Genomic DNA, 24,200 nt, shown 5'->3' with positions numbered 1-24,200 from the left:
GACCACTGTGGGAGCTGGCTTGCCAGCGATGGCGTCCGTCAGGTCAGCGGCAAATACAAATGGATATCGCAGGGTTCCAGAGCGAATAACTCCGGATCCGCCTGATCAACCAACCGGCAACCCTGTCTCTGATAAAACTCCACGGTGTTGCGCGACTCAGTGGCTGAGACATACAACGCCTCGGCACCGAACCGCCGCCCCTGCTCACAGGCCAGCGCAAACAACTTCGCCCCCAGTCCCTGCCCCCGGTAGTCGCGGCTGATGTGCAGAAACTTCATCTGCCGCATGCTCAGTCCCTGATTGTGAATAACCTGGTTATCCACAACCACCGCCGCGATCAGCGCCTGCCCGTCGAAAACCCCGTATAACCAGCCACCTCGGCGCAAGCACTTCGCCAGCGCCCGCGCATTTTCTTCGGCCTCCCCTTCCGGCCATCCGCGCATGTCGAAACGTGCCGGGTAAAGCACCAGCACGCCGTTCTCCAGGCGATAGCACTCTTCCACCAGCTCACTGCGGTCGATCTGCGCCAGCAGCGGCAAGTCGTGTTCGGTCAGTTCTCGTTCGATCAACATGCTCGACTTCCTTGGCAAATGGCAGGCAAGAAAAAACCCGCCGGTTCAATGGCGGGTTTTATAGACGTTACGTCGGTTTGAAATCAATCGCGCAGATCAGACTCGTGGATCGGCTGATCACGATGGGTCGCGCGTTGATACTGCGCCGGCCACACCGCCTGACGCCCGCCGAGATCATCGTCGGCGTGCAGCGGCCAGTAAGGATCGCGCAGCAACTCGCGGGCGAGGAAGATGATGTCGGCCTGGCAGGTGCGCAGAATGTGCTCGGCCTGCGCCGGCTCGGTAATCATGCCCACGGTGCCGGTGGCAATGCCTGACTCCTTGCGCACCCGTTCGGCGAAGCGCGTCTGATAACCCGGCCCCACAGGAATCTCGGCGTTGGCGGCGGTACCACCGGAGGAGACGTCGATCAGATCCGCTCCCAGTGCCTTGAGGCGACGCGCCAGTTCCACGGTTTCATCCGGGTTCCAGCCGTCTTCAACCCAGTCGGTGGCCGAGACCCGGACGAACAGCGGCAGCTCTTGCGGCCACACCTCACGAACGGCCTCGGTGACTTGCAGTACCAGCCGAATGCGGTTTTCGAACGAACCACCGTATTGATCGCGGCGCTGATTGCTCAGCGGTGACAGAAACTGATGCAGCAGATAACCGTGGGCGGCATGTACCTCGACCACGCTGAAACCCGCGGTCAACGCGCGTTTGGCGGCCGCAACGAAGGCCTGAATGACCTCAGCGATCTGCCCTTCATCAAGCTGTTTCGGTTGTGTGTGTTGCGGATCGAAAGCAATCGGCGATGGCCCGACCGGGGTCCAGCCGCCATCCTCCGGTTTGACGCTACCGTGTTTGCCGATCCATGGCCGATGAGTGCTGGCCTTGCGCCCGGCGTGAGCCAGTTGAATGCCGGCAACAGCGCCCTGAGCGGTGATGAAGCGGGTGATGCGTTGCAGCGGTTCGATCTGTTCGTCGTTCCACAAACCGAGGTCTTCAGCGGTGATCCGCCCGTCGGCGGTGACCGCCGTGGCTTCAGTGAATATCAGGCCGGCGCCGCCCACCGCGCGGCTGCCCAGGTGCACGAGATGCCAGTCGTTGGCCAGACCGTCGACGCTGGAGTATTGGCACATCGGCGACACGGCGATGCGGTTGGGCAGGATCAGTTGGCGGAGGGTAAAGGGTTCGAGCAGCAGACTCATGGGGCACCTCTCAAATCAGTGGGCAGGCTCCAGGGTTCTGTTTGAAAAGTCGACGAGTGACAGGAAAAGGTGCAGCACCCGCCCCCGCGGGCAAAAAATTCGACAAGACGTCACAAGGCCAATCAAGCAGTGCTTAGAGCCTAGTCGACAACCGGGGATGAGGGAGGGTTCAGAGCAATTCTGTGTATGAAAGACCGCCTTCGCGAGCAAGCCCGCTCCCACAGGGGCAACACTGTACCTGTGGGAGCGGGCTTGCTCGCGAATGGCGTCAGCGCGGTTCGATGTGGGCAATCATCAGTTGCACCGTCTCGTTGCCACGAAACTCGTTGACGTCGAGCTTGTAGGCCAGCTCGACCCACTGAATGGTCGGATTCGGCCAGACGTCACGGTCAATACCAAAGGCAATGCCATCGAGCTTCACCGAACCGCACTCGCTTTTCAGCACCACTTTCAGGTGCCGCTCGCCGACCACTCGCTGCTCGACCAACTGGAACACGCCATGGAACAGCGGCTCCGGGAAGTGCTGGCCCCAAGGCCCGGCATGACGCAATGCGCGAGCCAGCTCCAAGTGGAACTCCTCGACCGCAAGCGTGCCGTCCGAGAGCATCCGCCCGGTCAGGTCTTCTTCGCGAAGTTGCCGACGCACTTCGGCATCGAAAGCCTCGGCGAACAGCGGAAAATTCTCTTGCGGCAAGGTCAGGCCGGCCGCCATCGCATGACCGCCGTACTTGGCGATCAGGTTCGGATGCTGCGCCGCCACCACGCTCAAAGCATCGCGGATGTGTAAGCCCTGCACCGAACGGCCCGAGCCCTTGAGCAAACCGTCACCGGCATCGGCGAAGGCAATGGTCGGGCGGAAATAACGCTCTTTCATGCGCGAGGCGAGAATGCCGATCACGCCCTGATGCCACTCGGGATCGAACAGGCACAGGCCGAACGGCATCGACTCCACCGGCAAGTCCTTGAGCTGGGCCAACGCCTCGCGCTGCATGCCCTGCTCGATGGATTTGCGATCCTGGTTCATGCCGTCCAGTTGCGCGGCCATTTCCCGGGCCAGATTGGCGTCGGCGGTGAGCAGGCATTCGATCCCGAGACTCATGTCGTCCAGACGCCCCGCCGCGTTCAAACGCGGGCCGACGATGAATCCCAGGTCTGTGGAGGTAATCCGCGCCGCGTCACGCTTGGCGACTTCAAGAATCGCCTTGATCCCCGGACGGGCACGCCCGGCGCGAATCCGCTCGAGGCCCTGATGCACCAGAATCCGGTTGTTGGCGTCCAGCGGCACCACGTCGGCGACGCTGCCCAGCGCCACCAGATCCAGCAGTTCACCGATGTTCGGCTGCGGTTTGCTTTCGTACCAGCCGAGGCTGCGCAGGCGCGCGCGCAAGGCCATCAACACGTAGAAAATTACCCCGACCCCGGCCAGCGCCTTGCTCGGAAACTCACAGCCTGGCTGGTTCGGGTTGACCAGAGCATCGGCCTGCGGCAGTTCATCGCCGGGCAAGTGGTGGTCAGTGATCAACACCTTGAGCCCGGCCTTTTTCGCCGCGGCCACGCCTTCGACGCTGGAGATGCCGTTGTCGACGGTGATCAACAACTGCGGCTCGCGGGTCAGGGCGACTTCGACGATTTCCGGGGTCAGGCCATAGCCGTATTCAAAACGGTTCGGCACCAGATAATCGACATGCGCCGCGCCCAGCAGACGCAAGCCGAGCACGCCGACCGTACTGGCGGTTGCGCCATCGGCGTCGAAGTCGCCGACGATCAGAATCCGCTGACGCTGCTCCAGCGCCGTCACCAGCAGATCCACCGCCGCCTCGATGCCCTTGAGCTGCTGGAACGGAATCAGCCGCGCCAGACTTTTATCCAGCTCCGCCTCGCACTGCACGCCCCGCGCGGCGTACAAACGCGTCAGCAAAGGTGGCAGGTCACCGAGAAACGGCAGCGTGGCAGGCAACGGTCGAGGATCAATACGCATGGGGTAACGGAAACTTCTCTTGAATACGTGGGATTAATCAGTGAACGACGCAGGATCAGCCGCGTTCACCGGCCAGCCATTCCAGCTGGACTTCATGCTGACCACGATCGTCAGTGACGAAGATCGTGCCTTCGCTGATCATTACGTCCCACTTGATGACGCGCGGCATGTCCTTGGCCAGGGTTTCCAGCACCTCTTGCGGCACGGCGGCGATGTTGACGTTTTTCAGGTTCTTGGCCACCGGTACCACTTTGCCTTCCCAAACGCGCAGGCTGCCGTAGGCCAGCAGGCTGGTGCGTTCGGTACGACGCGAGCACCAGGTCAGACGATCGGCGTCCGGCTGACCGACTTCGATCCAGTGCAGAACGCGGTCATCCAGGCTTTTTTCCCACAGCGCAGGTTCATCCACGTCCGACAGACCACGGCCAAACGACAGCAGTTCGTTGTACCAGAGGGCGTAAGCCAGCAGCCGCACGGTCATGCGTTCTTCGGTTTCCGAAGGGTGACGGGCGATGGTCTGCTTGACGCTCTCGTAGACGCTACGGTCGAGGTCGGTGAGGTTCAGTTCGAATTTGTACGTGGTAGACGGCTGGGCCATGAACGGGCTTCTTGATACGAGGAAAGTCGGCAAGTCTAACCGATGCCGTAGGCAATCATCGAATTGATGGCGATCAACCTGCGGCGTCTGACAGCCGGCTATGTTAAAACGCTGTATCCGCTCAGCCTTGTCCTACAGGATTCAGTATGCCGTTCGCCAACAAACCGCTCAGCGGTGTGAAAGTCATTGAATTGGGTACGTTGATTGCCGGGCCGTTTGCCTCGCGCATTTGCGGCGAGTTCGGCGCCGAAGTGATCAAGATCGAATCGCCCGACGGCGGCGATCCGCTGCGCAAGTGGCGCAAATTGTATGAAGGCACCTCGCTGTGGTGGTTCGTCCAGGCGCGCAACAAAAAGTCGCTGACGCTGAACCTCAAGCACCCCGAGGGTCTGGCGATCCTGAAAAAACTCCTCGGCGAAGCCGACATCCTGATCGAGAACTTTCGCCCCGGCGTGCTGGAAAAACTCGGGCTGAGCTGGGAAACCCTGCACGCGCTGAATCCGAAACTGGTGATGGTGCGCCTCTCCGGTTTCGGCCAGACCGGGCCGATGAAGGATCAACCGGGCTTCGGCGCGGTCGGCGAGTCCATGGGTGGTTTGCGCTACATCACCGGTTTCGACGACCGGCCACCGGTGCGCACCGGGATTTCCATCGGCGATTCGATTGCCGCGCTGTGGGGCGTGATCGGCGCGCTGATGGCGCTGCGTCATCGCGAGGTTAACGGTGGTCTTGGCCAAGTCGTCGATGTGGCGCTGTACGAGGCGATTTTCGCCATGATGGAAAGCATGGTGCCGGAGTTCGACGTGTTCGGTTTCATCCGCGAGCGCACCGGCAACATCATGCCGGGCATCACGCCGTCATCGATCCACACCAGCGCCGACGGCAAGCACGTGCAGATCGGTGCCAATGGCGACGCGATCTTCAAGCGCTTCATGTTGATCATCGGCCGCGAGGATCTGGCCAACGACCCGACGCTGGCGAGCAACGATGGGCGCGACAGTCGTCGCGACGAGTTGTATGGCGTGATCGACCGCTGGGTCAATTCGCTGCCGCTGCAAAATGTGCTCGACCTGCTCAATCAGGCGGATGTACCGGCCAGCCGGATCTTCAGTGCCGAAGACATGTTCAGCGATCCGCAGTACCTCGCCCGGGAAATGTTCCTGCAGGCGAAACTGCCGGACGGCAAGCCTTTCAAGATGCCGGGCATCGTGCCGAAACTCTCTGAGACACCGGGCTCTTCCGAATGGGTCGGGCCGCAGCTCGGTGAACACAATGCGCAGGTACTGCACGATCTTGGCTACGACGAACAGCAGATCGCCCGACTGCGCGCAGACGGAGCCATTTAACCTGAAACATCGCCAGACATCGGACGCCAACCGCGCCCACCACTGGTGGACGTGGCGGCTGTTCGGCCTGTTGTTTCTGCTGATTCTGCCCGCCTGGGCGCAGGCAAAACCGACGCTGATCTGGTTACTGCGCGATCTGCCGCCCCTGACCATCTTCGAAGGCCCGAAAAAGGGCCAAGGCGTCATCGACCAACTGCTGCCGATGCTGATCGCTGGCATGCCGCAATACGAACACACGCTGATGCGGGTCAATCGCGCCCGCGGCATGCAGATGCTGCACGAGCCGTCCTTCACCTGCGACCCCTCGCTGATCTGGAGCAAGGAGCGCACGCAATGGATCGCCTTCTCTATCCCGGCGTTTCGCGCTGTCAGCAATGGTCTGGTGGTGCGGCAGAAAGATCGCGACGTACTGGCACCTTACCTGGTCGATGGCGAAGTCGATCTGACGGCATTTCTGGCCAATGGCGAAATCAAGGTCGGGGTCGTCGCAGAGCGTAGTTACGGCGAATTTCTCGACAATCTGCTCAAGCAGGCACCCGGCGGCGCACTGACGCCGCATTACGGCAACGATGCCCTGAGCAGCCTGCTGTCGATGCAGCGTCTGGGGCGTCTGCAAGTGGTTTTGGGTTACTGGCCGGAAATCCGCTATCAGGCGCAGCAGGCGCAAATTGCCGAAGATGAATTGGTGTTCTACCCGATTCGCGGCACCGGCAAGTATCTGTCTGGCTATGTCGGATGTTCCGATACGCCCCAGGGCCGTCAGGCGATCAGCGAGATCAACCAACTGCTGCGTACCCTGCCCCATGCGCAACTTGACCAGTCGTACGCCGACTGGCTGGATCCCGAGATGCGCACGGATTACCTGCAACAGGCGCGGATGTTTTTCGAGCAGCAGACCGCGCAATAAAACCTGCGGGCAAAAGAAACCCCGAGAAGTGGGGAGACGACTCGGGGTTAAACGTGGTCTACATAAAGACCCGTAGCAGCAAGCGACAAGCACCGGAGCACAATGCTTGATCCTGCTGTTATGGGGTCTGACTGACGGGAGTGCAGGAAGGTTCCCACAAAAAATATTTCATCTTTACAGTGCCGCGCGCTTATCCAACGCTGCATTGCGCAAAGCCGCGATCACACAGGGCTCCAGTCGACCTTCGGCGATCAGCACATCACGGTGCAGACCGTCGACCACATCGGTCAGCAGGCGCTTGTCGGTCAATTGCGCCTGATTGAATTCGCGCTCCACCACGATGGCCCCGTTGCTGTTCTTCAGCGTCACCAGGCATTCGCCATGGGCGCCACACGGAGTCAACGTGACCTGGTACGGGCTCAGAGCCTCACCGAGCAATAGACTGATACTTTCCATCTCGATCTCCACTCAATAGTCCGAAAACATTGTGCCTGGGGCGTGTTCACAATAAATGACCACCCGCCCGAGAAGAAAGTTCTGAATACCGCGCTGCTCCCGGAGCAGTTAGCGGTCTGTCAAAGAATGCACGGTGAAGATGACAGAAACAAAACCGTCGGTTCAGGCACCCGACGGATGGGCTGCCGTTTGCAGGTAGCTGTCCAGCAACCCGCGCATCAGTACCGCCGAGACCGGCGTCTGCAGGCGCCCCAGCAGCTTCAGGTCCTGAGCGTGCAGCATGCTTTCGAGATCGCTCAGCAGACCCGGTGCCATCCGCCCCAGCAGGATGACGGCGCTGGCCTCCCGTCGGGCCGCCAGATGCCGGATCAGTGCCAGGCCTTCTCCGCCTTCCAGTTGCGGATCGCAGATCGCGATGTCGACCCGGGTACGACGCTCCAGCGAACAGCGCGCCGAAGCCAGCGACGGCGCCGTCAGTACGTCATAGATGCCGACCGCGTTGAGCATCTGGTGCAACGCCATCATTCGATAAGGATCAGGTTCTAGAATCAGGACTTTGAGCGAGCGCATGGGCGACCTCGGAAACGGCAATCGCGGATTTGTCCGCAGTTGCCGCCCACTTTAGGGCAGCCTCCTTCAGTCCCCCATCGGAAAAGGAGGCGCGTGACATAGGAAATTTCCCTGTATCACTGCGATGTCATACCGTTGTTGCGTAGCGCTGAGTGATATCCGTCCAGCCGCCGAGCAGGCCTCGCAATTCGCCTTTCGCGCTGTAGAACGGCACGGTCCACTGATAGATTTCCCGATTGCCATTATTGAATTGCAGACGGCGTCTGCTGAAGCGGGTTCTGCGTGTCCTCAACTGAATCATGAACTCATCATGCAGCATCCCGGCAGTGGCTCGTGGCAGCGCATCGACGTCGATCAAGCGGCATCCTTTCACCTGTTCAAAGCGGATCGACAACGCCTCTTCATAACTTTTGTTGCACAGAATCAGGCGCCCCTCCAGGTCACGAACGAACACCGGATCAGGCATGGCATCAATCAACGCACGCTGGAACACCAATTGATCGCCGAGTTCGCTTTGCACGTCTCGATGCTGTTTGATCACGGCCGCCATTCGTCGATTCCATAACAGCGACATCACACAAAAGCCCCCGACCAGAACCACACCCCAGCAACTCGAGCGGAGCCAGTGCTGCCAACCGGCGGCGGCCGGCTTCTGGCCGATGCCGCCCAGCCATTTCAGGCGAATGGCTCGTAGCTCTGAGGCCGGGAATGCTTCCAGGGTCTTGTTCAGAATGCTCAGCAATTGCGGCTGGCCTCTGCGCACCGCCAGAAGATCGGCCTCCCACTTGCCCTCCAGCAGTTCGCCGACCTTCAGCAGGCCTGAAGGGTAGAGTTGCGCGCCGATTTCGTTTTCGATGGTGGCATAGGCTTCGCCGCTTTCGACCAACGCCCGCGCCTCGGCATAGGTTTTGACCGAACGTAATTCGATGGACGGATAATCGCGCCGGATCATCCCCTCCAGCGCGTGCCGGCCAGGTAATACCAGCACCCGTTTGGCCAACTGCTCCAACGAATGCAGCCCGGGTTCGCCGGTACGGCCGACAAACACCCAGCCGGCACCGCCAAAGGCATGGCTGAAATCCAGACTCGATCTGCGCTCGTCATTCATCGCCAGGGTCGTGCTCATGTCCGCTGCACCGGTTTCCAGGCGCTCGAGCATCTGCGCGGTCGAGAAGGATTCCCGGTAGATGAACTGTAATCCGGTCATGGCACTGATGCGTTTGAGCACATCACTGTTAAGGCCACTCCAGTGACCGTGCTCATCCAGGAACAGGTACAACGGGTACTGCTCCGCTGCCACGATCACCGTCGGGTTATCCCGGATCCATTGCAGCTCTTCCTCATCCAGCACCACGGTGCCGATGTTCAACTGCTCTTCATCATGCGCCAGGTGCGCCGCCGCACCCACGCGCCAACCCCACAACAGGCATAACAGAAGTACCCGCTTCAGGGTGTGTTTCCATCCTCTTTCAAACAGCATTGCCACTTCCTTCGTGATCGACTCACCCGTCCTTCATGGGCGAAAACCCGAGCAGTGTGGCAGCAGAAACAAAAAAGCCCGTCAGGAGACGGGCTTCAAAATGTGACAGCTTTTTCGACTTACAGCGGCTTGCCGCGGTTGCCATGCTGGCTGACAAAGGCCTGTACGGCTTTCAGTTCGTTTGGCAAAACGGTGCAGCGCTCGTTTCGCTCAAACAAATCAGAAAGATGTGCAGGCAGTTCGAGAGCTTTTCCTACACCTGCTTTCTCTACGGCATCCGGGAACTTCACCGGATGCGCCGTGCCCAGGATCACCATCGGGATGTCCAGACTGCGACGGCATTCGCGTGCGGCCTTGACGCCGATGGCGGTGTGCGGATCCAGCACTTCGCCGCACTGCGCGTAGACTTCGGCAATGGTTTCGCAGGTTTGCGCATCGTCCACGGCCAGCGAGTCGAACAGTTTGCGGGCTTCAGTCCAGCGTTCTTGCTCGACACTGAAACCGCCGCCCTGCTTGAACGAATCCATCAAACCGGCAATCGCCGCGCCGTTGCGACCGTGCAGGTCGAACAGCAGGCGTTCGAAGTTCGACGAGACCATGATGTCCATCGACGGCGACAGCGTGGCGTGCAGGGTTTCCTTGACGTACTGGTTGCCGCTCATGAAGCGGTGCAGGATGTCGTTGCGGTTGGTGGCGACGATCAACTGGTTGATCGGCAGGCCCATGTTGCGTGCCAGGTAACCGGCGAAGATGTCGCCGAAGTTGCCGGTCGGTACCGAGAACGCCACCGAACGTGCCGGGCCGCCCAACTGCAGGGCTGCGTGGAAGTAGTAAACGATCTGGGCCATGATCCGCGCCCAGTTGATCGAGTTCACCGCGACCAGGCGCGTGCCCTTGAGGAAGCTCTGGTCGGCGAAGCTGTTCTTGACCATTTCCTGGCAGTCATCGAAGTTGCCTTCGATGGCGATGTTGTGGATGTTCTCACCGAGGATGGTGGTCATCTGCCGACGCTGCACTTCGGACACACGGTTGTGCGGGTGCAGGATGAAGATGTCGACGTTTTCGCAATGCTTGCAGCCTTCAATGGCGGCCGAACCGGTGTCACCCGAGGTGGCGCCGACGATCACCACGCGCTCGCCGCGCTTTTCCAGCACGTAATCGAGCAGCCGACCGAGCAGTTGCAGGGCGAAGTCCTTGAACGCCAGGGTCGGGCCGTGGAACAGCTCGAGCACCCATTCGTTGCCGTTCAACTGACGCAGCGGCGCAACGGCGCTGTGCGAGAACACACCGTAGGTTTCTTCGAGGATCTTTTTGAAATCGGCGTCAGGAATGCTGCCGGTGACGAACGGGCGCATGACGCGGAAAGCCAGCTCGTGATACGGCAGGCCGGCCCAGGAGGCGATTTCTTCCTGGGTGAAACGTGGCAGGTTTTCCGGGACGTACAGACCGCCGTCAGTGGCCAGACCGGCCAGCAGGACGTCTTCGAAATTCAGGGCCGGTGCCTGACCGCGGGTACTGATGTAACGCATGACTGACTCCAATGCAGAGTGTTCGCAATGCCGGACCCGCGCACGGGTCCGGGCAACGATGGCGACTTAGTTCAGGTGCTCGACGCGGATCCGCACAACCGGACCGTTGACGCCGGCCAAGGCTTCCAGAGCGGCAATCGCATCGTTCATGTGCTGTTCCAGCACGCGGTGGGTCAGCAGGATCATCGGCACCAGTCCGTCGTGTTCCTCGACTTCCTTCTGCATGATCGACTCGATGTTGATGCCGCGCTCCGAGAGGATGCTCGCCACCTGGGCCAGTACGCCCGGATGGTCCTTGGCCTGGATGCGCAGGTAGTAGGCGCTTTCGCAGGCTTCGATCGGCAGGATCGGATGCGCCGACAGCGAGTCCGGCTGGAAGGCCAGGTGCGGTACGCGGTTTTCCGGATCGGACGTCATGGCGCGAACCACGTCCACCAGGTCGGCGATCACCGACGAAGCGGTCGGCTCCATGCCCGCACCGGCACCGTAGAACAGCGTCGAACCGGCAGCGTCACCGTTGACCATCACGGCGTTCATCACGCCGTTGACGTTGGCGATCAGACGATCCGCCGGGATCAGCGTCGGGTGTACCCGCAGCTCGATACCGGCCGCGGTGCTGCGCGCCACGCCGAGGTGCTTGATGCGGTAGCCCAGCGCTTCGGCGTAGTTCACGTCAGCAGTGGTCAGTTTGGTGATGCCTTCGGTGTAAGCCTTGTCGAATTGCAGCGGAATGCCGAACGCGATCGACGCCAGAATCGTCAGCTTGTGCGCTGCGTCGATGCCTTCGACGTCGAAGGTCGGATCGGCTTCGGCGTAACCCAGCGCTTGCGCTTCGGCCAGCACGTCTTCGAAGGTGCGACCCTTCTCGCGCATTTCGGTGAGGATGAAGTTGCCGGTGCCGTTGATGATCCCGGCGACCCAGTTGATGCGGTTGGCGGACAGGCCTTCACGGATCGCCTTGATCACCGGAATGCCACCGGCCACGGCCGCTTCAAACGCCACGATCACGCCTTTCTCGCGTGCCTTGGCGAAAATTTCATTACCGTGAACGGCAATCAGTGCCTTGTTCGCGGTGACCACATGCTTGCCATTCTCGATGGCCTTGAGTACCAGCTCGCGGGCAACGGTGTAGCCGCCCATCAGCTCTATGACGATGTCGATCTCAGGGTTCGTGGCCACTTCGAAGACATCGTTGGTAATCGCAATACCGGTCGTCTGGAACTGAGGCTTTGGCGTGCGCGTGGCAATTTGTGCCACTTCGATCCCACGCCCGGCACGACGAGCAATTTCCTCGGCGTTGCGCTGAAGTACGTTGAAGGTACCGCCACCGACGGTCCCTAACCCACAGATGCCTACTTTGACCGGATTCACTGTGAACTCCCCATGAAACGGCCGACGCAAGGTCGGCCGGAAAACAACCGCGTGTTCGCGGCTCTCTATTAATGGCCCGGCGAAGTTACCGCCGGACCATGATCGTCAAAGGCTGACCGTGACGATGCGAATTACTTGGCGCCCAGCGCCAGTTTGGCGACTTGTGGCGCCGGCTGGTAGCCCGGAATGACCTGTCCGTCGGCCAAAACGATGGCCGGTGTACCGTTCACACCGATCGACTGACCCAAAGCGAATTGCTTGGAAACCGGGTTATCGCACTTGGCGGCCTTGATTTCCTTGCCATCGACCATTTTGTCCATGGCCGCTTTCTTGTCTGCCGAGCACCAGACCGCTTGCAACTGCTCGTCACCCGGCGAGCCGAGGCCCTGACGCGGAAACGCTACGTAACGCACTTCGATGCCGCGCTTGTTCAGCTCAGGCACTTCGGCGTGCAGCTTGTGGCAGTACGGGCAGGTGGTGTCGGTGAACACGGTGATGTGCGATTTGGTCTCGCCCACGGCCGGATACACCACGGTTTCGGCCACCGGAATGGCATTGATCAGTTTGGAAATGCCCGCGCGCTCGGCTTTCTCGGTCAGGTTGACCGGCTTGCCGTCCTTGAGCTGGAACAGGTAGCCCTGAACGATGTACTGGCCGTCGGCGCTGGCGTACAGCACGCGGCTGCCCTTGAGCTTGACTTCATACATGCCCGGCAGCGGGCTGGCGCTGATGCTTTCTACCGGAACCTCGAGTTCGAGTTTTTCCAGGCTTTGACGAATGGCTTTGTCGGCCGCGTCATCGGCGACGGCAAAGGTGCTGACCAACGCAATGGCGGCGGCGGCGAAAATCTGGGTCAGACGCATGAGAACTCCTGAAGGCGGACAAATGAAACGGTAAGAACGCCCGAGCCGGAACACCGGGTCATAACCGTCCATCGTGCAAACCGGCAAAGCCTACCACATAAGGCTCGCATGGCCGAATGCGCCTGTCGCCAGAGATTGTGGGCGACGCAAACCCTGTGGGAGCGGGCTTGCTCGCGAAGGCGTCTTGGCAGGCGACAAATATCTCGTCTGTGACGGCCTCTTCGCGAGCAAGCTCGCTCCCACAGGTTTTTCATTAGCCTCTTGGGTGATGTTTGGCGTGCAGGTCTTGCAGACGGGCCCGGGCCACATGGGTGTAGATCTGCGTGGTCGACAAATCACTGTGGCCGAGCAGCATCTGCACCACCCGCAGGTCGGCGCCGTGGTTGAGCAGGTGCGTGGCGAATGCATGACGCAAAGTGTGCGGCGACAGCGATTTGCCGATCCCGGCGACCTTGGCCCAATGCTTGATGCGGTGCCAGAAGGTCTGGCGGGTCATCTGCTCGCCGCGCTGGCTGGGGAACAGCACGTCACTTGGGCGCCCACCGAGCAGCTCGCTGCGGCCATCGCGCATATAGCGCTCGATCCAGACGATCGCCTCCTCGCCCATCGGCACCAACCGCTCTTTGCTGCCCTTGCCCATCACCCGCAGCACGCCCTGGCGCAGATTGACTTGCTCCAGCGTCAGGCTCACCAGTTCGGTCACCCGCAAGCCGCAGGCGTACAGCACTTCAAGCATGGCGCGGTCACGTTGACCGATGGCTTCGCTCAGATCCGGCGCCTTGAGCAGCGCCTCGACGTCAGCTTCCGACAATGACTTGGGCAGCGGCCTGCCCAGTTGCGGCATGTCGACGCGCAAGGTCGGATCGACCGTAATCAGCTTTTCCCGCAGCAAATAGCGATAAAAGCCACGCACACCGGAGAGAAATCTGGCGGTGGAGCGCGGTTTGTAGTTCTGCTCCAGACGCCAGGACAGGTGATCGAGGATCAACTCGCGACCGGCATTGATCAGCTCGAGGTTTTTCTCCTGCAGCCAGCCGTTAAACAGCGCCAGATCGCTGCGGTAGGCGCCGCGGGTGTTGTCGGACAGACCTTTTTCCAGCCACAGGGCGTCGAGGAATTGGTCAATCAGTGGATGGTCGATGGCAGGCATGGGCGCTCAAGACACGCAACCTCGAGGGCTGCGCGCAAATGTAGAGTGAACTGTAGGAATGGCCGCTAGTCTTTCATAGCCCGCAATTTCAAGGAACAGGGAGCTTCAATGAACGAGCAGCAAATTCTCTTGGCATTTGGCGGGATCGGCGCCGCTGCGCTGGGTTGCCAGTGGCTGGCGTGGCGCCTGAAGCTGCCGGCGATTCTGTTTCTGTTGCTGACCGGGATTCTGGCTGGCCCGGTACTGGGCTGGCTCGATCCGCAAGAAATGTTCGGCCCGCTGCTGATGCCGCTGGTGTCGCTGGCGGTGGCGTTGATCCTGTTTGAGGGCAGCCTGACCCTGCATCTGTCGGAATGGCGCGAAATCGGCAGCGTCGTGCATCGGCTGGTGACCCTCGGCGCACTCACGACCTGGGTGGTGATTGCCGTCGCGACCCATTTCCTGCTCGGCTTCGACTGGTTGCTGGCGATTCTGTTCGGCAGCCTGACGCTGGTGACCGGGCCGACGGTGATCGTGCCGATGTTGCGGGTGGTGCGGCCGAAAGCCTCGATCGCCAACATCCTGCGCTGGGAAGGCATCGTCATCGACCCGATCGGCGCCCTGCTCGCGGTGGTGGTCTACAGCTTCATCATCGCGCGCGCCGAAGGCAACGGCCTCGAACAGAGCCTGCTGACCTTCGGCGGCGTGATTGTCTGCGGCAGCGTATTCGGGGTGGTCGGCGGCTGGGTGCTGGGCACCATCATCCGGCGCCAGTGGTTGCCCGAGTACCTGCATAACCTCGCCTCGCTGGCGGCGGTGTTGGGGATCTTCATTGCGTCCAATCAGGTGATGCATGAGTCCGGCCTGCTCGCGGTGACGCTGATGGGCATGTGGCTGGCGAACATGAAGGGCGTGGATGTGCGGCACATCCTGCACTTCAAGGAAAACCTCAGCGTACTGCTGATTTCCGGGTTGTTCATTCTGCTGGCGGCGCGGCTGGATCTGCATGCCTTGATCGGCCTCGGGCCGTTGGTGCTGATTCTGCTGCTGGTGATTCAGTTGATCGCGCGCCCGTTGAACGTGCTGTTGAGCACCGCCGGCTCCAGCCTGAGCTGGCGTGAACGCGCCCTGCTGTGCTGGATCGCCCCGCGCGGGATCGTGGCGGCGGCGGTCTCGGCGATTTTCGCGATTCGCCTGGATCAGGCCGGACATGAAGGCGCGCTGCTGCTGGTGCCGCTGACCTTCGCGGTGATCATCGGCACCGTGGTGCTGCAAAGCGCAACAGCACGCCCCTTGGCGCGCTTGCTGAACGTGGCCGAACCGGCGCCGAGCGGCTTCCTGATCGTCGGCGCCAACGGCCCGGCGCGTCTGTTGGGCAAGTCGTTGCAGCAATTGGGCAGCCGGGTGCTGTTGACCGATTCGAGCTGGGAGAATATTCGTGCGGCGCGCATGGAGGGGTTGCCGACGTACTTTGGTAACCCGGCTTCGCAGCATGCCGATGCGCATCTGGATCTGGTGGGGTTGGGGCACTTGTTGGCGCTGTCGCCTTCAGGCGAGCTGAATACCTTGGCGGCGATGCGCTTTCGCCATGACTTCGGTCATCAACGGCTGTTTGGCCTGGCCAGCGGTCAGGAAAGTCGTCGCAGCGACAAGCACCGGGCGAGTCTTGAGCATCGTGGCAATCAGCTGGGGAGCGAGGCGCTGACCTATGCCAAGCTGGCCAGTCTGATCAGCAATGGCGCCGAGTTGTACAGCACAACGCTGACGGACGGTTTTGGATGGGAGGACTACCAGGCATTGCATGGCAGTCGGGCGACGCTGCTGTTCATGCGCGATGACAGCGGGTGGGTGCATGTGGTGACGCCGGAGACTGCTTTGAAACCGGGATCCGGGTGGACGTTGTTGGCGTTGATCCAGCCTGAGAGCAGCGGCGCCTGATCTGACGAATTCGCGAGCAAGCCCGCTCCCACAGTGTCCGTGTCGTACATAAACGTTGTAAACGACACAAAACCTGTGGGAGCGGGCTTGCTCGCGAAGGCCGCGACTCGGTTTCAGATCAGGCAGGAAATCCGGGCAGTACCGGCACCGGCCGCTTGTCATCGTCGATGGCCACAAAGCTGAACTGCCCATGGATCGCCTTCTCGCGCCCGTCACAGCTCATGCTCTCAACAAACACTTCCACCTCGACCTTGAGGCTGGTGTTACCCACTTTGATCACCCTGCCCACCAGTTCGACGATGGAGCCGGCCGGTATCGCGTGATTGAAGTCGATACGGTCGGTGGACACGGTCACCAGCGGCAAACGGCAGAAACGCGTGGCGGTGATGAACGACACTTCGTCCATCCACGCCAGCGCGGTGCCGCCGAAGAGGGTGTTGTGGTGGTTGGTGGTCGGCGGGAAGACGGCTTTGGTCACGCGGGTCACCGAGAGTTCGGTGCGGCGTTCGATTTCCTGGTCACGGGTGGTCATGAAGAATGGCTCTGATTTCTGGCTCCCGAAACACAAGCAAGATCAAAAGATCGCAGCCTTCGGCAGCTCCTACAGTGGGGGCAGTTTATTGCAGGCAACAAAAAAGCAGCCCGTAGGCTGCTTTTTTCTGCATCGGAAGCTGGACTTAAGCCAGTTTTTCCTTGATGCGAGCTGCTTTACCCGACAGGTCGCGCAGGTAGTACAGCTTGGCTTTACGTACGTCACCGCGACGTTTAACAGCCATGCTGTCGATCTGCGGGGAGTAGGTCTGGAAAGTACGTTCTACGCCAACACCGTTGGAGATTTTACGAACGGTGAACGCACTGTTCACGCCGCGGTTACGCTTGGCGATTACAACGCCTTCGAACGCTTGCAGACGGGAACGATCGCCTTCCTTCACTTTCACCTGAACGACAATGGTGTCGCCTGGGGCAAAGGTAGGGATTTCTTTGGTCATCTGCTCTGCTTCGAGTGCAAGGATGATTTTGTTGGTCATGCTGTGCTCCTAAGGTAAATCAACTGATCTACCATCGATACGTTGTTAACTATCGTCCCGCTCGCGGATGTATTCCTCGAGCAGCTTCTTCTCTTCTCCAGAAAGCGAGCGGCTTTCCAGAAGATCGGCGCGTCGTTCATAGGTCCTACCAAGGGACTGCTGTAAACGCCAACGCCGGATATGCGCGTGATTGCCACTTAGCAACACGTCGGGAACACGCTGATCCGCATACACCTCAGGTCGGGTGTAGTGCGGGCAATCCAGCAGACCATCCGTAAAGGAATCTTCCTCAGCGGAATCCGCATGCCCTAAAGCTCCGGGCAGCAGTCGTGTAACCGCATCGATCATGACCATGGCCGGCAGCTCGCCGCCAGACAGTACATAGTCACCAATCGACCACTCTTCATCGACATGAGCCTCAATAAAGCGCTCGTCAACACCTTCATAGCGGCCGGCAATCAGGATCAATGCATCCGATTTTGCCAACTCGCGTACCGCCGACTGAGTCAGTTGACGGCCTTGGGGGGACAGGTAAATCACCTTCGCCGCCTCCCCGGCTGCTGCCTTGGCCTGAACCAGAGCATCTTCCAGGGGCTTGATCTTCATCACCATGCCCGGACCACCGCCAAACGGGCGATCGTCCACAGTGTGATGCCGATCCGTCGTGTAATCCCGCGGATTCCAACAGGTCAGCTGCAACAGCCCCTGTTTGACCGCACGACTGGTAATGCCGTACTCACTGATGGCCGAGAACATCTCGGGGAACAGCGTAATGACGTCTACGCGCAGGCTGGCCATTGCTTAGAAGTCCGCGTCCCATTCCACCCGCATCACGCCTGCATCCAGGTCGATGGCCAGCACGCATTGCTCTGTATAGGGCAACAACCGCTCGCGATCATCCAGGCTGCCCGCGCAGGGCTTGACCACCAATACATCGTTCGCGCCGGTCTCCAACAGGTGATCAACCTTGCCGAACAATTGCTCGTCCTGGTTGATGACGCTCAGACCCTGCAACTGGTACCAGTAGTACTCGTCGCCTGTCAGGTTGGGCAAAAGGCTTCGCGAGATGCAGATCTCATAACCGCTCAGAAGACGGGCTTCATCGCGATCGTCGAGGCCTTTGAGCTTGGCAACCAGATCCTTTTGAGTGGATCGGCCGCTGACCAGCTCGACCTGTTTCACCACGCCTTCGCGCCGAAGCGTCCAGTTGCGGTAGTCCAACAGGTTTTCAATCGGATCGGTAAAGGAAAAGACCTTCACCTCGCCGCGAACGCCGTGAACCGAAAAAATCTTGCCGACAACGATCAGGTCATCAGCTTTTTCTGGCGTCGCGCTCATACTGCTCAGGCTGCAGCCTTGGCAGATTCCTTCAGCAACTGAGCAACACGCTCAGAAGGCTGTGCACCAACGCTCAGCCAGTAGGCTACGCGCTCTTGGTTCACGGACAGACGGATTTCCTGACCACGGGCAACAGGGTTGAAGAAGCCAACCTGTTCTTTGTGGGAGCCGTCACGCGGGTTACGCGAGTCGGTTACGGTCAGGTGGTAAAACGGGCGCTTTTTGGAGCCGCCAAGGGCAAGACGGATTGTTAGCATGTGAACATCGTTCCTGTAGTCGGTGCTGCAAATCTAAATGCACAGCGGGCATGGGTGCCCGAAAGGCCGCATATTCTAAGGAATATCCGGACTTTTGCAAATGACTTTTTCCGGCGCCTATGGCATGCCGTGCGGATTTGCATATAGAGCCGTCGATGAAAACGGCCAGTCAGCTCCCGCCGAGTGCGGGTTTGCTGTTGATCCTGCGTCCTTGCAGGGTCTGCGCCGGTGCGACGACCGGCGAAGTCTTGGTGTCCTGAATCACATTTTCGGCATGCCGCCGCCGGGCAACATACCGCCCATGCCGCGCATCATTTTCGCCATTCCGCCTTTGGCGGTGAATTTCTTCATCATCTTCTGCATCTGCTTGTGCTGCTTGATCAAGCGGCCGATGTCCTGCACCTGAGTGCCGGAACCCATGGCGATCCGGCGCTTGCGCGAACCGCTGATCAGCTCAGGGTCGCGGCGCTCGGCCGGGGTCATGGAGTTGATGATGGCTTCCATCTGCTTGAACTGCTTCTCTGCCGCGTTCTGGGCATTGCCCATCTGCGACAGGTTGACGCCGCCGATGCTCGGCAGTTTGTCCATGAGCCCGCCGAGGCCGCCCATGTTCTTCATCTGTTGCAGCTGATCGCGGAAGTCTTCGAGGTCGAAGCCCTTGCCCTTCTTCAGCTTCTTGGCCAGTTTGTCGGCCTTGTCCTTGTCGAGGGTCGCTTCAGCCTGTTCGATCAGGCTGAGCACGTCGCCCATGCCGAGGATCCGCGAAGCGATACGCTCAGGGTGGAACGGATCGAGCGCTTCGCTCTTCTCGCCCATACCGATGAACTTGATCGGCTTGCCGGTGATCGCGCGTACCGACAATGCGGCACCGCCACGGGCATCGCCGTCGACCTTGGTCAGGATCACACCGGTCAGCGGCAGCGCATCACCGAAGGCCTTGGCCGTGTTGGCCGCGTCCTGACCGGTCATGGCGTCGACCACGAACAGGGTTTCAACCGGGTTGATCGCGGCGTGCAGCGCCTTGATCTCGCCCATCATCTCTTCGTCGATGTGCAGACGACCGGCGGTATCGACGATGACCACGTCGATGAATTTCAGTTTTGCTTCTTTAATAGCAGCGGTCGCGATGTCGACCGGCTTCTGGCTCAGGTCGGACGGGAAGAACGTCACGCCGATGTCGTTGGCCAGGGTTTCCAGCTGTTTAATAGCAGCAGGACGGTAGATGTCCGCCGACACGACCATCACCGACTTCTTCTTGCGCTCCTTGAGGAAGCGCGCGAGTTTGCCGGCGGTGGTGGTTTTACCGGCGCCCTGCAGACCGGCCATCAGAATGACGGCGGGCGGCACGGCGCTCAGGTTCAAGTCTTCGTTGGCCGCGCCCATCAGGCTTTCGAGTTCGGCCTGGACGATCTTCACGAACGCCTGGCCCGGCGTCAGGCTGCGCGACACCTCGGTGCCGACAGCGCGCTCCTTGACCGAATTGACGAAGTCCTTGACCACCGGCAGGGCGACGTCGGCTTCGAGCAACGCCATGCGCACTTCGCGCAGGGTGTCTTTGATATTGTCTTCAGTCAGCTTCGCCTTGCCGGTGACATGGCGCAGCGTCTGCGAGAGACGGTCGGTTAAGTTTTCAAACATTGCGCGATCCTTTCAGGCCCTGTGTAGACCGGGATAATGGCGGCCCAGACCGGATTCAACATGTGCTCGGCGAGCCTGCGGCGTGGGCAGGTCGCGGATTATAGCGAAGACTGCGTCGGGCGGACACCTCGCACTTTCGTGGTGTGGCGGTTCTATGCCAAACTCAGCGCCTTTCGGGCCTGCCTAACAGGATTTATGCTCCCCTTGTCACCCAGTTTGCTGACCACGCTCGCCGCCGCTCTCCTTTATGCCGCTGCGACCCTTTATCAGGGCACCCGCCTGGCCTCCGGCGCCAAGGCGAACAAGCGCCTGCTGGTTACGCTCGGCATCTTCGCCGTGCTCGCCCACAGCGCCAGCCTGCTCACTCACCTGCTGACGCCGATCGGCCTGGGCCTGGACTTCTTCAGCGCCGCCAGCCTGATTGCCGCGGCCGTCATCGCTCTGACGCTGCTGGCCTGCTCGCGGATCCCGGTGGAAAACCTTTTGGTGCTGCTGTTTCCGCTCGGCGCGGCCACGGTGCTGCTGGCCCAGTTCGCGCCGGCCGGCACGGTGCAGATCATCGACGAAGAACCAGGCATCCTCGCCCATATCCTGCTGTCGATCCTCGCCTACGGCATGTTCACCATCGCGGTGTTCCAGGCCTTGTTGCTGCTGGTGCAGGATCACCAGCTCAAGCACAAGCACCCGTCGGGCCTGATCAAGAACTTCCCGCCGCTGCAAACCATGGAAAGCCTGTTGTTCGGCTTCCTCTGGGCTGGCTGGACGCTGCTGTCGCTGTCGCTGATCTCCGGCTGGCTGTTCGTCGAGAACCTGTTCGCCCAGCATCTGGTGCACAAGACCTTGCTGGCGTGCCTGGCCTGGATCGTGTTCAGCGTGCTGCTGTGGGGCCGCAATCGCCTCGGCTGGCGTGGCCACAAGGCGATTCGCTGGACTCTCGCCGGTTTCTGCCTGCTGATGTTGGCGTATTTCGGCAGCAAACTGGTTCGTGAATACATCCTGCACATCTGACGGGCGGCATAAATGGACGGTTTGCCCATAGGGCCGATGCTCGCGGTATTTGTCCTGCTGATTTTATGGTCGGGGCTGTTTACTGCCGTCGAAGTCGCTCAGCAGCACCTGCTGGCGCAACGCACGGCCTCGCGTGCCAGCGACAAGCCGCTGGCGAAGCTGAGCTTTCCGCTCGACAGCCTGATCCTGTGCAACACCCTGTGCCGAGCGCTCGCGGTGATCATCGCCACACTGCTCGCTATCTTCCTTTGCGAAGAAAACGGCCCTTGGGCTGCCTGCCTGGGCGCCGGCGCCGTGTTGCTGGTGTTTGCCGATTACTTTCCGCGCAGCGTAGCCCAGCGTTATCCCGATGCGGTGCTGTCGTTCGGCAATACCCTGCTGACCGTTCCACTGAAAATCCTTTACCCGCTGGCCTGGCTGCTGAGCAGCCTCAGCGGTTGGCTGCTGCGGCCCTTCGCGCGCAAGCCCCAAGTGGTCCAGCAGAGCGAAGACGAAGATCCCGCTGAGCACAACGACGACCCGGAACACCCGTCTCGCACACACCCGGTTTCGGGAATCCACGCGCTGGACAACATCACGGTCAACGACATTCTGGTGCCGCGCAGCGATGTCGACGGTATCAACCTTGACGACTCGATCGAAGAGATCATCGAACTACTGCGCCAGAACAAGCGCACACGCCTGCCGGTGTTCCACAGCGACATCAACCAGGTCGAAGCGGTGCTCAACACCCGGCAGATCCGCCATCTGCTCAACGATGGCAACCTCACCCGCGAAGCGCTGCTGGCCGCCAGCTACGAACCGTATTTCGTCCCGGAAAGCACCCCGCTGCAACTGCAACTGCTGAACTTCCACAAGCAGCAGCGCCGGCTGGGCATGGTGGTGGACGAGTACGGCGAAGTGCTGGGCATCGTGACTCTGGAAGACATTCTCGAAGAAATCGTCGGCGAATTCGAAAGCGAGCACAGCCTCGACAACCCGCACATCCATCCGCAGCCCGACGGGCGCATGGTGATCGACGGCACCGCGTCGATCCGCGAGTTGAACAAATGCCTGGGCTGGCATTTGCCGAGCGACGGGCCGAAGACCCTTAACGGCCTGGTGACCGAAGCACTGGAGACCATTCCCGACAGCGCGGTGTGCCTCAAGATCGGCCGCTATCGGCTGGAAATTCTCGAGACCGAAGACAACCGGGTGAGCAAGGTGTTGATCTGGCATACGACCTCGGTGCCCGCCAAGGTTTAAGCGCTGTTGTGGCGAGGGAGCTTGCTCCCGCTGGGTTGCGAAGCGCCCCACCCTCTTGGCGGCCGCTGCGCGCCCGAGCGGGAGCAAGCTCCCTCGCCACAGAAAGCCCAACGGCTGCGATCCTTTGCTCTTGTTTGATTGTTAGCCCCCTTCCTATAATCGAGCCGCTTACCCAAGCGCCGCCGAGCCCTGTGCTTACCCCGCACGCCAACGGTTTCGGTAATTTTCCGCACCACCCCGACGACTGTTCCTACTCGAAACAGCGCTCGCGCCTGATCCCACATCCCTGGGTGTTCGACCATAATAATTCGCTCCAACGGAGCTCATGACTGTCAGGGATCACCGCATGACGACCAGTACCGCTTACCGCGACACCGCGCCTGCCCAACCGACCAACTCCGCCACCCGCGTGGCGACGGCGAGTTTCATCGGCACCGCCATCGAGTTCTACGACTTCTACGTCTACGCCACTGCCGCCGCACTGGTGATCGGGCCGGTGTTCTTTCCGCAGACGTCCGGCACCGCGCAGATGCTTTCGGCGTTTCTCACCTTCGGCATCGCCTTCCTCGCCCGCCCGCTGGGTTCGGCGCTGTTCGGCCATTTCGGTGACCGCATCGGGCGCAAATCGACACTGGTCGCCTCGCTACTTCTGATGGGCGTGTGCACCACGCTGATCGGCGTGCTGCCGGGTTACGCCAGCATTGGCGCCTGGGCACCGATTCTGCTGTGCGTGCTGCGTTTCGGTCAGGGGTTGGGACTGGGTGGCGAATGGGGTGGCGCCGCGTTGCTGGCCACGGAGAATGCGCCCAAGGGCAAACGGGCGTGGTTCGGCATGTTTCCGCAGCTTGGCCCGTCGATTGGGTTTCTCGCGGCCAACGGGCTGTTCCTGACCCTGGCCATGACCCTCAATGACGAGCAGTTCCGCAGTTGGGGCTGGCGGATTCCGTTTCTGCTCAGTGCGGTACTGGTGATGGTCGGCCTGTACGTGCGCCTGAAACTCCACGAAACCCCGGTGTTCGCCAACGCCATTGCCCGTCAGGAACGAGTGAAAGTGCCGCTGGTCGAGCTGTTCAGCCAGTACTGGGCGCCAACCCTGCTCGGCGCGGCGGCGATGGTCGTGTGTTATGCGCTGTTTTACATCTCGACGGTGTTTTCCCTGAGCTACGGCGTATCCACACTGGGTTACAGCCGTGAGACGTTCCTTGGACTGCTGTGTTTTGCCGTGCTGTTCATGGCCGCGGCAACGCCATTGTCCGCCTGGGCCAGCGACCGTTACGGGCGCAAACCGGTGCTGATCGTCGGTGGTGTGCTGGCGATCCTGTCCGGATTCCTGATGGAGCCGCTGCTGACGCAAGGTTCGACCTGGGGTGTGGCGCTGTTCCTGTGCATCGAGCTGTTCTTGATGGGCGTGACGTTTGCCCCGATGGGCGCGCTGTTGCCGGAACTGTTTCCGACGCACGTGCGCTATACCGGCGCATCGGCGGCCTACAACCTGGGCGGCATCGTCGGCGCCTCGGCCGCCCCGTTCTTCGCGCAGAAACTGGTGGCGATGGGCGGTTTGAGTTATGTCGGCGGGTATGTGTCGGCGGCAGCGGTTCTCAGCTTGATTGCTGTGCTGTGCCTGAAGGAAACGCGCAATAACGATCTGAATCAGGTTGCCTGACAGAAGATCAAAAGCTTCGCGGGCAAGCCCGCTCCCACAATTGGTTTTGTGTACGCCACAGATCCAATGTGGGAGCGGGCTTACCCGCGAATGCCG

The 24,200-nt window shown here is 60.6% G+C and carries 23 protein-coding genes; 6 read left to right on the top strand and 17 right to left on the bottom strand.

Features of this window, described 5'->3' with window-relative positions:
- Positions 1 to 38: 38 nt before the first annotated feature.
- The 4 genes from M0814_RS21070 to M0814_RS21055 all read right to left on the bottom strand — a co-directional run bounded on the left by M0814_RS21070 (position 39) and on the right by M0814_RS21055 (position 4,338).
- Positions 39 to 572, bottom strand: coding sequence for a GNAT family N-acetyltransferase (locus M0814_RS21070; RefSeq protein ID WP_103485373.1), 534 nt, complete (start codon positions 570 to 572; stop codon positions 39 to 41).
- An 83-nt stretch (positions 573 to 655) separates the two neighbouring features.
- Positions 656 to 1,762 (bottom strand): NADH:flavin oxidoreductase/NADH oxidase, encoded by a 1,107-nt coding sequence (locus M0814_RS21065; RefSeq protein WP_003222005.1) that lies wholly within the window; start codon positions 1,760 to 1,762, stop codon positions 656 to 658.
- 268 nt (positions 1,763 to 2,030) lie between these two features.
- On the bottom strand, positions 2,031 to 3,740 hold the full coding sequence (gene recJ / locus M0814_RS21060; RefSeq protein ID WP_103485372.1) for a single-stranded-DNA-specific exonuclease RecJ: 1,710 nt from the start codon (positions 3,738 to 3,740) through the stop codon (positions 2,031 to 2,033).
- A 55-nt stretch (positions 3,741 to 3,795) separates the two neighbouring features.
- Complete coding sequence (locus M0814_RS21055; protein WP_003222001.1) at positions 3,796 to 4,338, bottom strand: YaeQ family protein; 543 nt, start codon at positions 4,336 to 4,338, stop codon at positions 3,796 to 3,798.
- 146 nt (positions 4,339 to 4,484) lie between these two features.
- Between M0814_RS21055 and M0814_RS21050 the strand changes: the two genes are divergently transcribed.
- Both M0814_RS21050 and M0814_RS21045 read left to right on the top strand, forming a co-directional pair.
- Positions 4,485 to 5,684 carry a CaiB/BaiF CoA-transferase family protein gene (locus M0814_RS21050; protein ID WP_103485371.1) on the top strand — a complete coding sequence of 400 codons (1,200 nt, stop codon included), beginning with the start codon at positions 4,485 to 4,487 and terminating at the stop codon, positions 5,682 to 5,684.
- Entirely contained in the window at positions 5,632 to 6,591 is a 960-nt protein-coding gene (locus M0814_RS21045) for a TIGR02285 family protein (RefSeq protein ID WP_177434736.1), read from the top strand. The genes M0814_RS21050 and M0814_RS21045 overlap by 53 nt, the downstream gene beginning before the upstream one ends.
- A gap of 174 nt (positions 6,592 to 6,765) precedes the next feature.
- Here the strand turns inward: M0814_RS21045 and M0814_RS21040 are convergent, their stop codons facing one another.
- The 7 genes from M0814_RS21040 to xerD form a co-directional block, all read right to left on the bottom strand.
- On the bottom strand, positions 6,766 to 7,047 hold the full coding sequence (locus tag M0814_RS21040; RefSeq protein ID WP_003221998.1) for a DUF3509 domain-containing protein: 282 nt from the start codon (positions 7,045 to 7,047) through the stop codon (positions 6,766 to 6,768).
- 162 nt (positions 7,048 to 7,209) lie between these two features.
- Positions 7,210 to 7,617: a response regulator gene (locus M0814_RS21035; protein ID WP_103485370.1), complete on the bottom strand. Its 408-nt coding sequence runs from the start codon at positions 7,615 to 7,617 to the stop codon at positions 7,210 to 7,212.
- Between the two features lie 127 nt (positions 7,618 to 7,744).
- On the bottom strand, positions 7,745 to 9,097 hold the full coding sequence (locus M0814_RS21030) for a transporter substrate-binding domain-containing protein (protein ID WP_103485369.1): 1,353 nt from the start codon (positions 9,095 to 9,097) through the stop codon (positions 7,745 to 7,747).
- A gap of 119 nt (positions 9,098 to 9,216) precedes the next feature.
- Entirely contained in the window at positions 9,217 to 10,626 is a 1,410-nt protein-coding gene (gene thrC, locus M0814_RS21025) for a threonine synthase (protein WP_003221994.1), read from the bottom strand.
- Positions 10,627 to 10,692: 66 nt separating this feature from the next.
- Positions 10,693 to 11,997, bottom strand: a complete 1,305-nt coding sequence (locus tag M0814_RS21020) for a homoserine dehydrogenase (RefSeq protein WP_003221992.1) — start codon at positions 11,995 to 11,997, stop codon at positions 10,693 to 10,695.
- Between the two features lie 131 nt (positions 11,998 to 12,128).
- Positions 12,129 to 12,860 (bottom strand): bifunctional protein-disulfide isomerase/oxidoreductase DsbC, encoded by a 732-nt coding sequence (dsbC, locus tag M0814_RS21015; RefSeq protein WP_003221989.1) that lies wholly within the window; start codon positions 12,858 to 12,860, stop codon positions 12,129 to 12,131.
- Positions 12,861 to 13,113: 253 nt separating this feature from the next.
- Positions 13,114 to 14,010 carry a site-specific tyrosine recombinase XerD gene (gene xerD, locus M0814_RS21010; protein ID WP_003221987.1) on the bottom strand — a complete coding sequence of 299 codons (897 nt, stop codon included), beginning with the start codon at positions 14,008 to 14,010 and terminating at the stop codon, positions 13,114 to 13,116.
- A gap of 108 nt (positions 14,011 to 14,118) precedes the next feature.
- Between xerD and M0814_RS21005 the strand changes: the two genes are divergently transcribed.
- Complete coding sequence (locus M0814_RS21005; RefSeq protein WP_103485368.1) at positions 14,119 to 15,927, top strand: sodium:proton antiporter; 1,809 nt, start codon at positions 14,119 to 14,121, stop codon at positions 15,925 to 15,927.
- Positions 15,928 to 16,045: 118 nt separating this feature from the next.
- On the opposite strand, the gene M0814_RS21000 is transcribed toward M0814_RS21005, so the two are convergent.
- The 6 genes from M0814_RS21000 to ffh all read right to left on the bottom strand — a co-directional run bounded on the left by M0814_RS21000 (position 16,046) and on the right by ffh (position 20,188).
- Entirely contained in the window at positions 16,046 to 16,459 is a 414-nt protein-coding gene (locus M0814_RS21000) for an acyl-CoA thioesterase (RefSeq protein ID WP_098967381.1), read from the bottom strand.
- A gap of 145 nt (positions 16,460 to 16,604) precedes the next feature.
- Positions 16,605 to 16,955 (bottom strand): 50S ribosomal protein L19, encoded by a 351-nt coding sequence (gene rplS, locus M0814_RS20995; protein WP_003175895.1) that lies wholly within the window; start codon positions 16,953 to 16,955, stop codon positions 16,605 to 16,607.
- Between the two features lie 45 nt (positions 16,956 to 17,000).
- Positions 17,001 to 17,753, bottom strand: coding sequence for a tRNA (guanosine(37)-N1)-methyltransferase TrmD (gene trmD / locus M0814_RS20990; protein WP_103485367.1), 753 nt, complete (start codon positions 17,751 to 17,753; stop codon positions 17,001 to 17,003).
- A 3-nt stretch (positions 17,754 to 17,756) separates the two neighbouring features.
- Positions 17,757 to 18,293 carry a ribosome maturation factor RimM gene (rimM, locus tag M0814_RS20985; RefSeq protein ID WP_003221979.1) on the bottom strand — a complete coding sequence of 179 codons (537 nt, stop codon included), beginning with the start codon at positions 18,291 to 18,293 and terminating at the stop codon, positions 17,757 to 17,759.
- A 5-nt stretch (positions 18,294 to 18,298) separates the two neighbouring features.
- Positions 18,299 to 18,550 carry a 30S ribosomal protein S16 gene (gene rpsP, locus M0814_RS20980; RefSeq protein ID WP_003185073.1) on the bottom strand — a complete coding sequence of 84 codons (252 nt, stop codon included), beginning with the start codon at positions 18,548 to 18,550 and terminating at the stop codon, positions 18,299 to 18,301.
- A 261-nt stretch (positions 18,551 to 18,811) separates the two neighbouring features.
- A complete protein-coding gene (gene ffh / locus M0814_RS20975; RefSeq protein WP_003221977.1) occupies positions 18,812 to 20,188 on the bottom strand; it encodes a signal recognition particle protein in 1,377 nt (458 codons plus the stop codon).
- Positions 20,189 to 20,383: 195 nt separating this feature from the next.
- On the opposite strand from ffh, the gene ccsA reads away from it, so the two are divergent.
- The 3 genes from ccsA (at position 20,384) to M0814_RS20960 (ending at position 24,104) form a co-directional block, all read left to right on the top strand.
- On the top strand, positions 20,384 to 21,196 hold the full coding sequence (gene ccsA, locus M0814_RS20970) for a cytochrome c biogenesis protein CcsA (protein ID WP_045122309.1): 813 nt from the start codon (positions 20,384 to 20,386) through the stop codon (positions 21,194 to 21,196).
- A gap of 12 nt (positions 21,197 to 21,208) precedes the next feature.
- Positions 21,209 to 22,441: a transporter associated domain-containing protein gene (locus M0814_RS20965; RefSeq protein WP_103485366.1), complete on the top strand. Its 1,233-nt coding sequence runs from the start codon at positions 21,209 to 21,211 to the stop codon at positions 22,439 to 22,441.
- A 346-nt stretch (positions 22,442 to 22,787) separates the two neighbouring features.
- Positions 22,788 to 24,104, top strand: a complete 1,317-nt coding sequence (locus tag M0814_RS20960) for an MFS transporter (protein WP_103485365.1) — start codon at positions 22,788 to 22,790, stop codon at positions 24,102 to 24,104.
- Positions 24,105 to 24,200 lie beyond the last annotated feature (96 nt).

The sequence above is a fragment of the Pseudomonas sp. MWU12-2020 genome (genome assembly GCF_023100605.1).
Lineage (GTDB): Bacteria > Pseudomonadota > Gammaproteobacteria > Pseudomonadales > Pseudomonadaceae > Aquipseudomonas > Aquipseudomonas fluorescens_H.
Note: the sequence above shows the minus strand (reverse complement) of the source record. Positions and strands in the feature narration are given on the sequence as shown.

Excerpts from the sequence above, each read along its gene's own strand:
- M0814_RS21065 (WP_003222005.1), bottom strand. The coding sequence starts at position 1,762 with ATGAGTCTGCTGCTCGAACCCTTTACCCTCCGCCAACTGATCCTGCCC.
- M0814_RS21005 (WP_103485368.1), top strand. The coding sequence starts at position 14,119 with ATGAACGAGCAGCAAATTCTCTTGGCATTTGGCGGGATCGGCGCCGCT.
- rimM (WP_003221979.1), bottom strand. The coding sequence starts at position 18,293 with ATGAGCGCGACGCCAGAAAAAGCTGATGACCTGATCGTTGTCGGCAAG.
- M0814_RS21040 (WP_003221998.1), bottom strand. The coding sequence starts at position 7,047 with ATGGAAAGTATCAGTCTATTGCTCGGTGAGGCTCTGAGCCCGTACCAG.
- M0814_RS21055 (WP_003222001.1), bottom strand. The coding sequence starts at position 4,338 with ATGGCCCAGCCGTCTACCACGTACAAATTCGAACTGAACCTCACCGAC.
- M0814_RS21070 (WP_103485373.1), bottom strand. The coding sequence starts at position 572 with ATGTTGATCGAACGAGAACTGACCGAACACGACTTGCCGCTGCTGGCG.
- rpsP (WP_003185073.1), bottom strand. The coding sequence starts at position 18,550 with ATGCTAACAATCCGTCTTGCCCTTGGCGGCTCCAAAAAGCGCCCGTTT.
- M0814_RS21030 (WP_103485369.1), bottom strand. The coding sequence starts at position 9,097 with ATGCTGTTTGAAAGAGGATGGAAACACACCCTGAAGCGGGTACTTCTG.
- ccsA (WP_045122309.1), top strand. The coding sequence starts at position 20,384 with ATGCTCCCCTTGTCACCCAGTTTGCTGACCACGCTCGCCGCCGCTCTC.
- M0814_RS20960 (WP_103485365.1), top strand. The coding sequence starts at position 22,788 with ATGACGACCAGTACCGCTTACCGCGACACCGCGCCTGCCCAACCGACC.
- ffh (WP_003221977.1), bottom strand. The coding sequence starts at position 20,188 with ATGTTTGAAAACTTAACCGACCGTCTCTCGCAGACGCTGCGCCATGTC.
- trmD (WP_103485367.1), bottom strand. The coding sequence starts at position 17,753 with ATGGCCAGCCTGCGCGTAGACGTCATTACGCTGTTCCCCGAGATGTTC.
- M0814_RS20965 (WP_103485366.1), top strand. The coding sequence starts at position 21,209 with ATGGACGGTTTGCCCATAGGGCCGATGCTCGCGGTATTTGTCCTGCTG.
- dsbC (WP_003221989.1), bottom strand. The coding sequence starts at position 12,860 with ATGCGTCTGACCCAGATTTTCGCCGCCGCCGCCATTGCGTTGGTCAGC.
- rplS (WP_003175895.1), bottom strand. The coding sequence starts at position 16,955 with ATGACCAACAAAATCATCCTTGCACTCGAAGCAGAGCAGATGACCAAA.
- M0814_RS21050 (WP_103485371.1), top strand. The coding sequence starts at position 4,485 with ATGCCGTTCGCCAACAAACCGCTCAGCGGTGTGAAAGTCATTGAATTG.
- M0814_RS21000 (WP_098967381.1), bottom strand. The coding sequence starts at position 16,459 with ATGACCACCCGTGACCAGGAAATCGAACGCCGCACCGAACTCTCGGTG.
- xerD (WP_003221987.1), bottom strand. The coding sequence starts at position 14,010 with ATGCCTGCCATCGACCATCCACTGATTGACCAATTCCTCGACGCCCTG.
- M0814_RS21035 (WP_103485370.1), bottom strand. The coding sequence starts at position 7,617 with ATGCGCTCGCTCAAAGTCCTGATTCTAGAACCTGATCCTTATCGAATG.
- recJ (WP_103485372.1), bottom strand. The coding sequence starts at position 3,740 with ATGCGTATTGATCCTCGACCGTTGCCTGCCACGCTGCCGTTTCTCGGT.
- thrC (WP_003221994.1), bottom strand. The coding sequence starts at position 10,626 with ATGCGTTACATCAGTACCCGCGGTCAGGCACCGGCCCTGAATTTCGAA.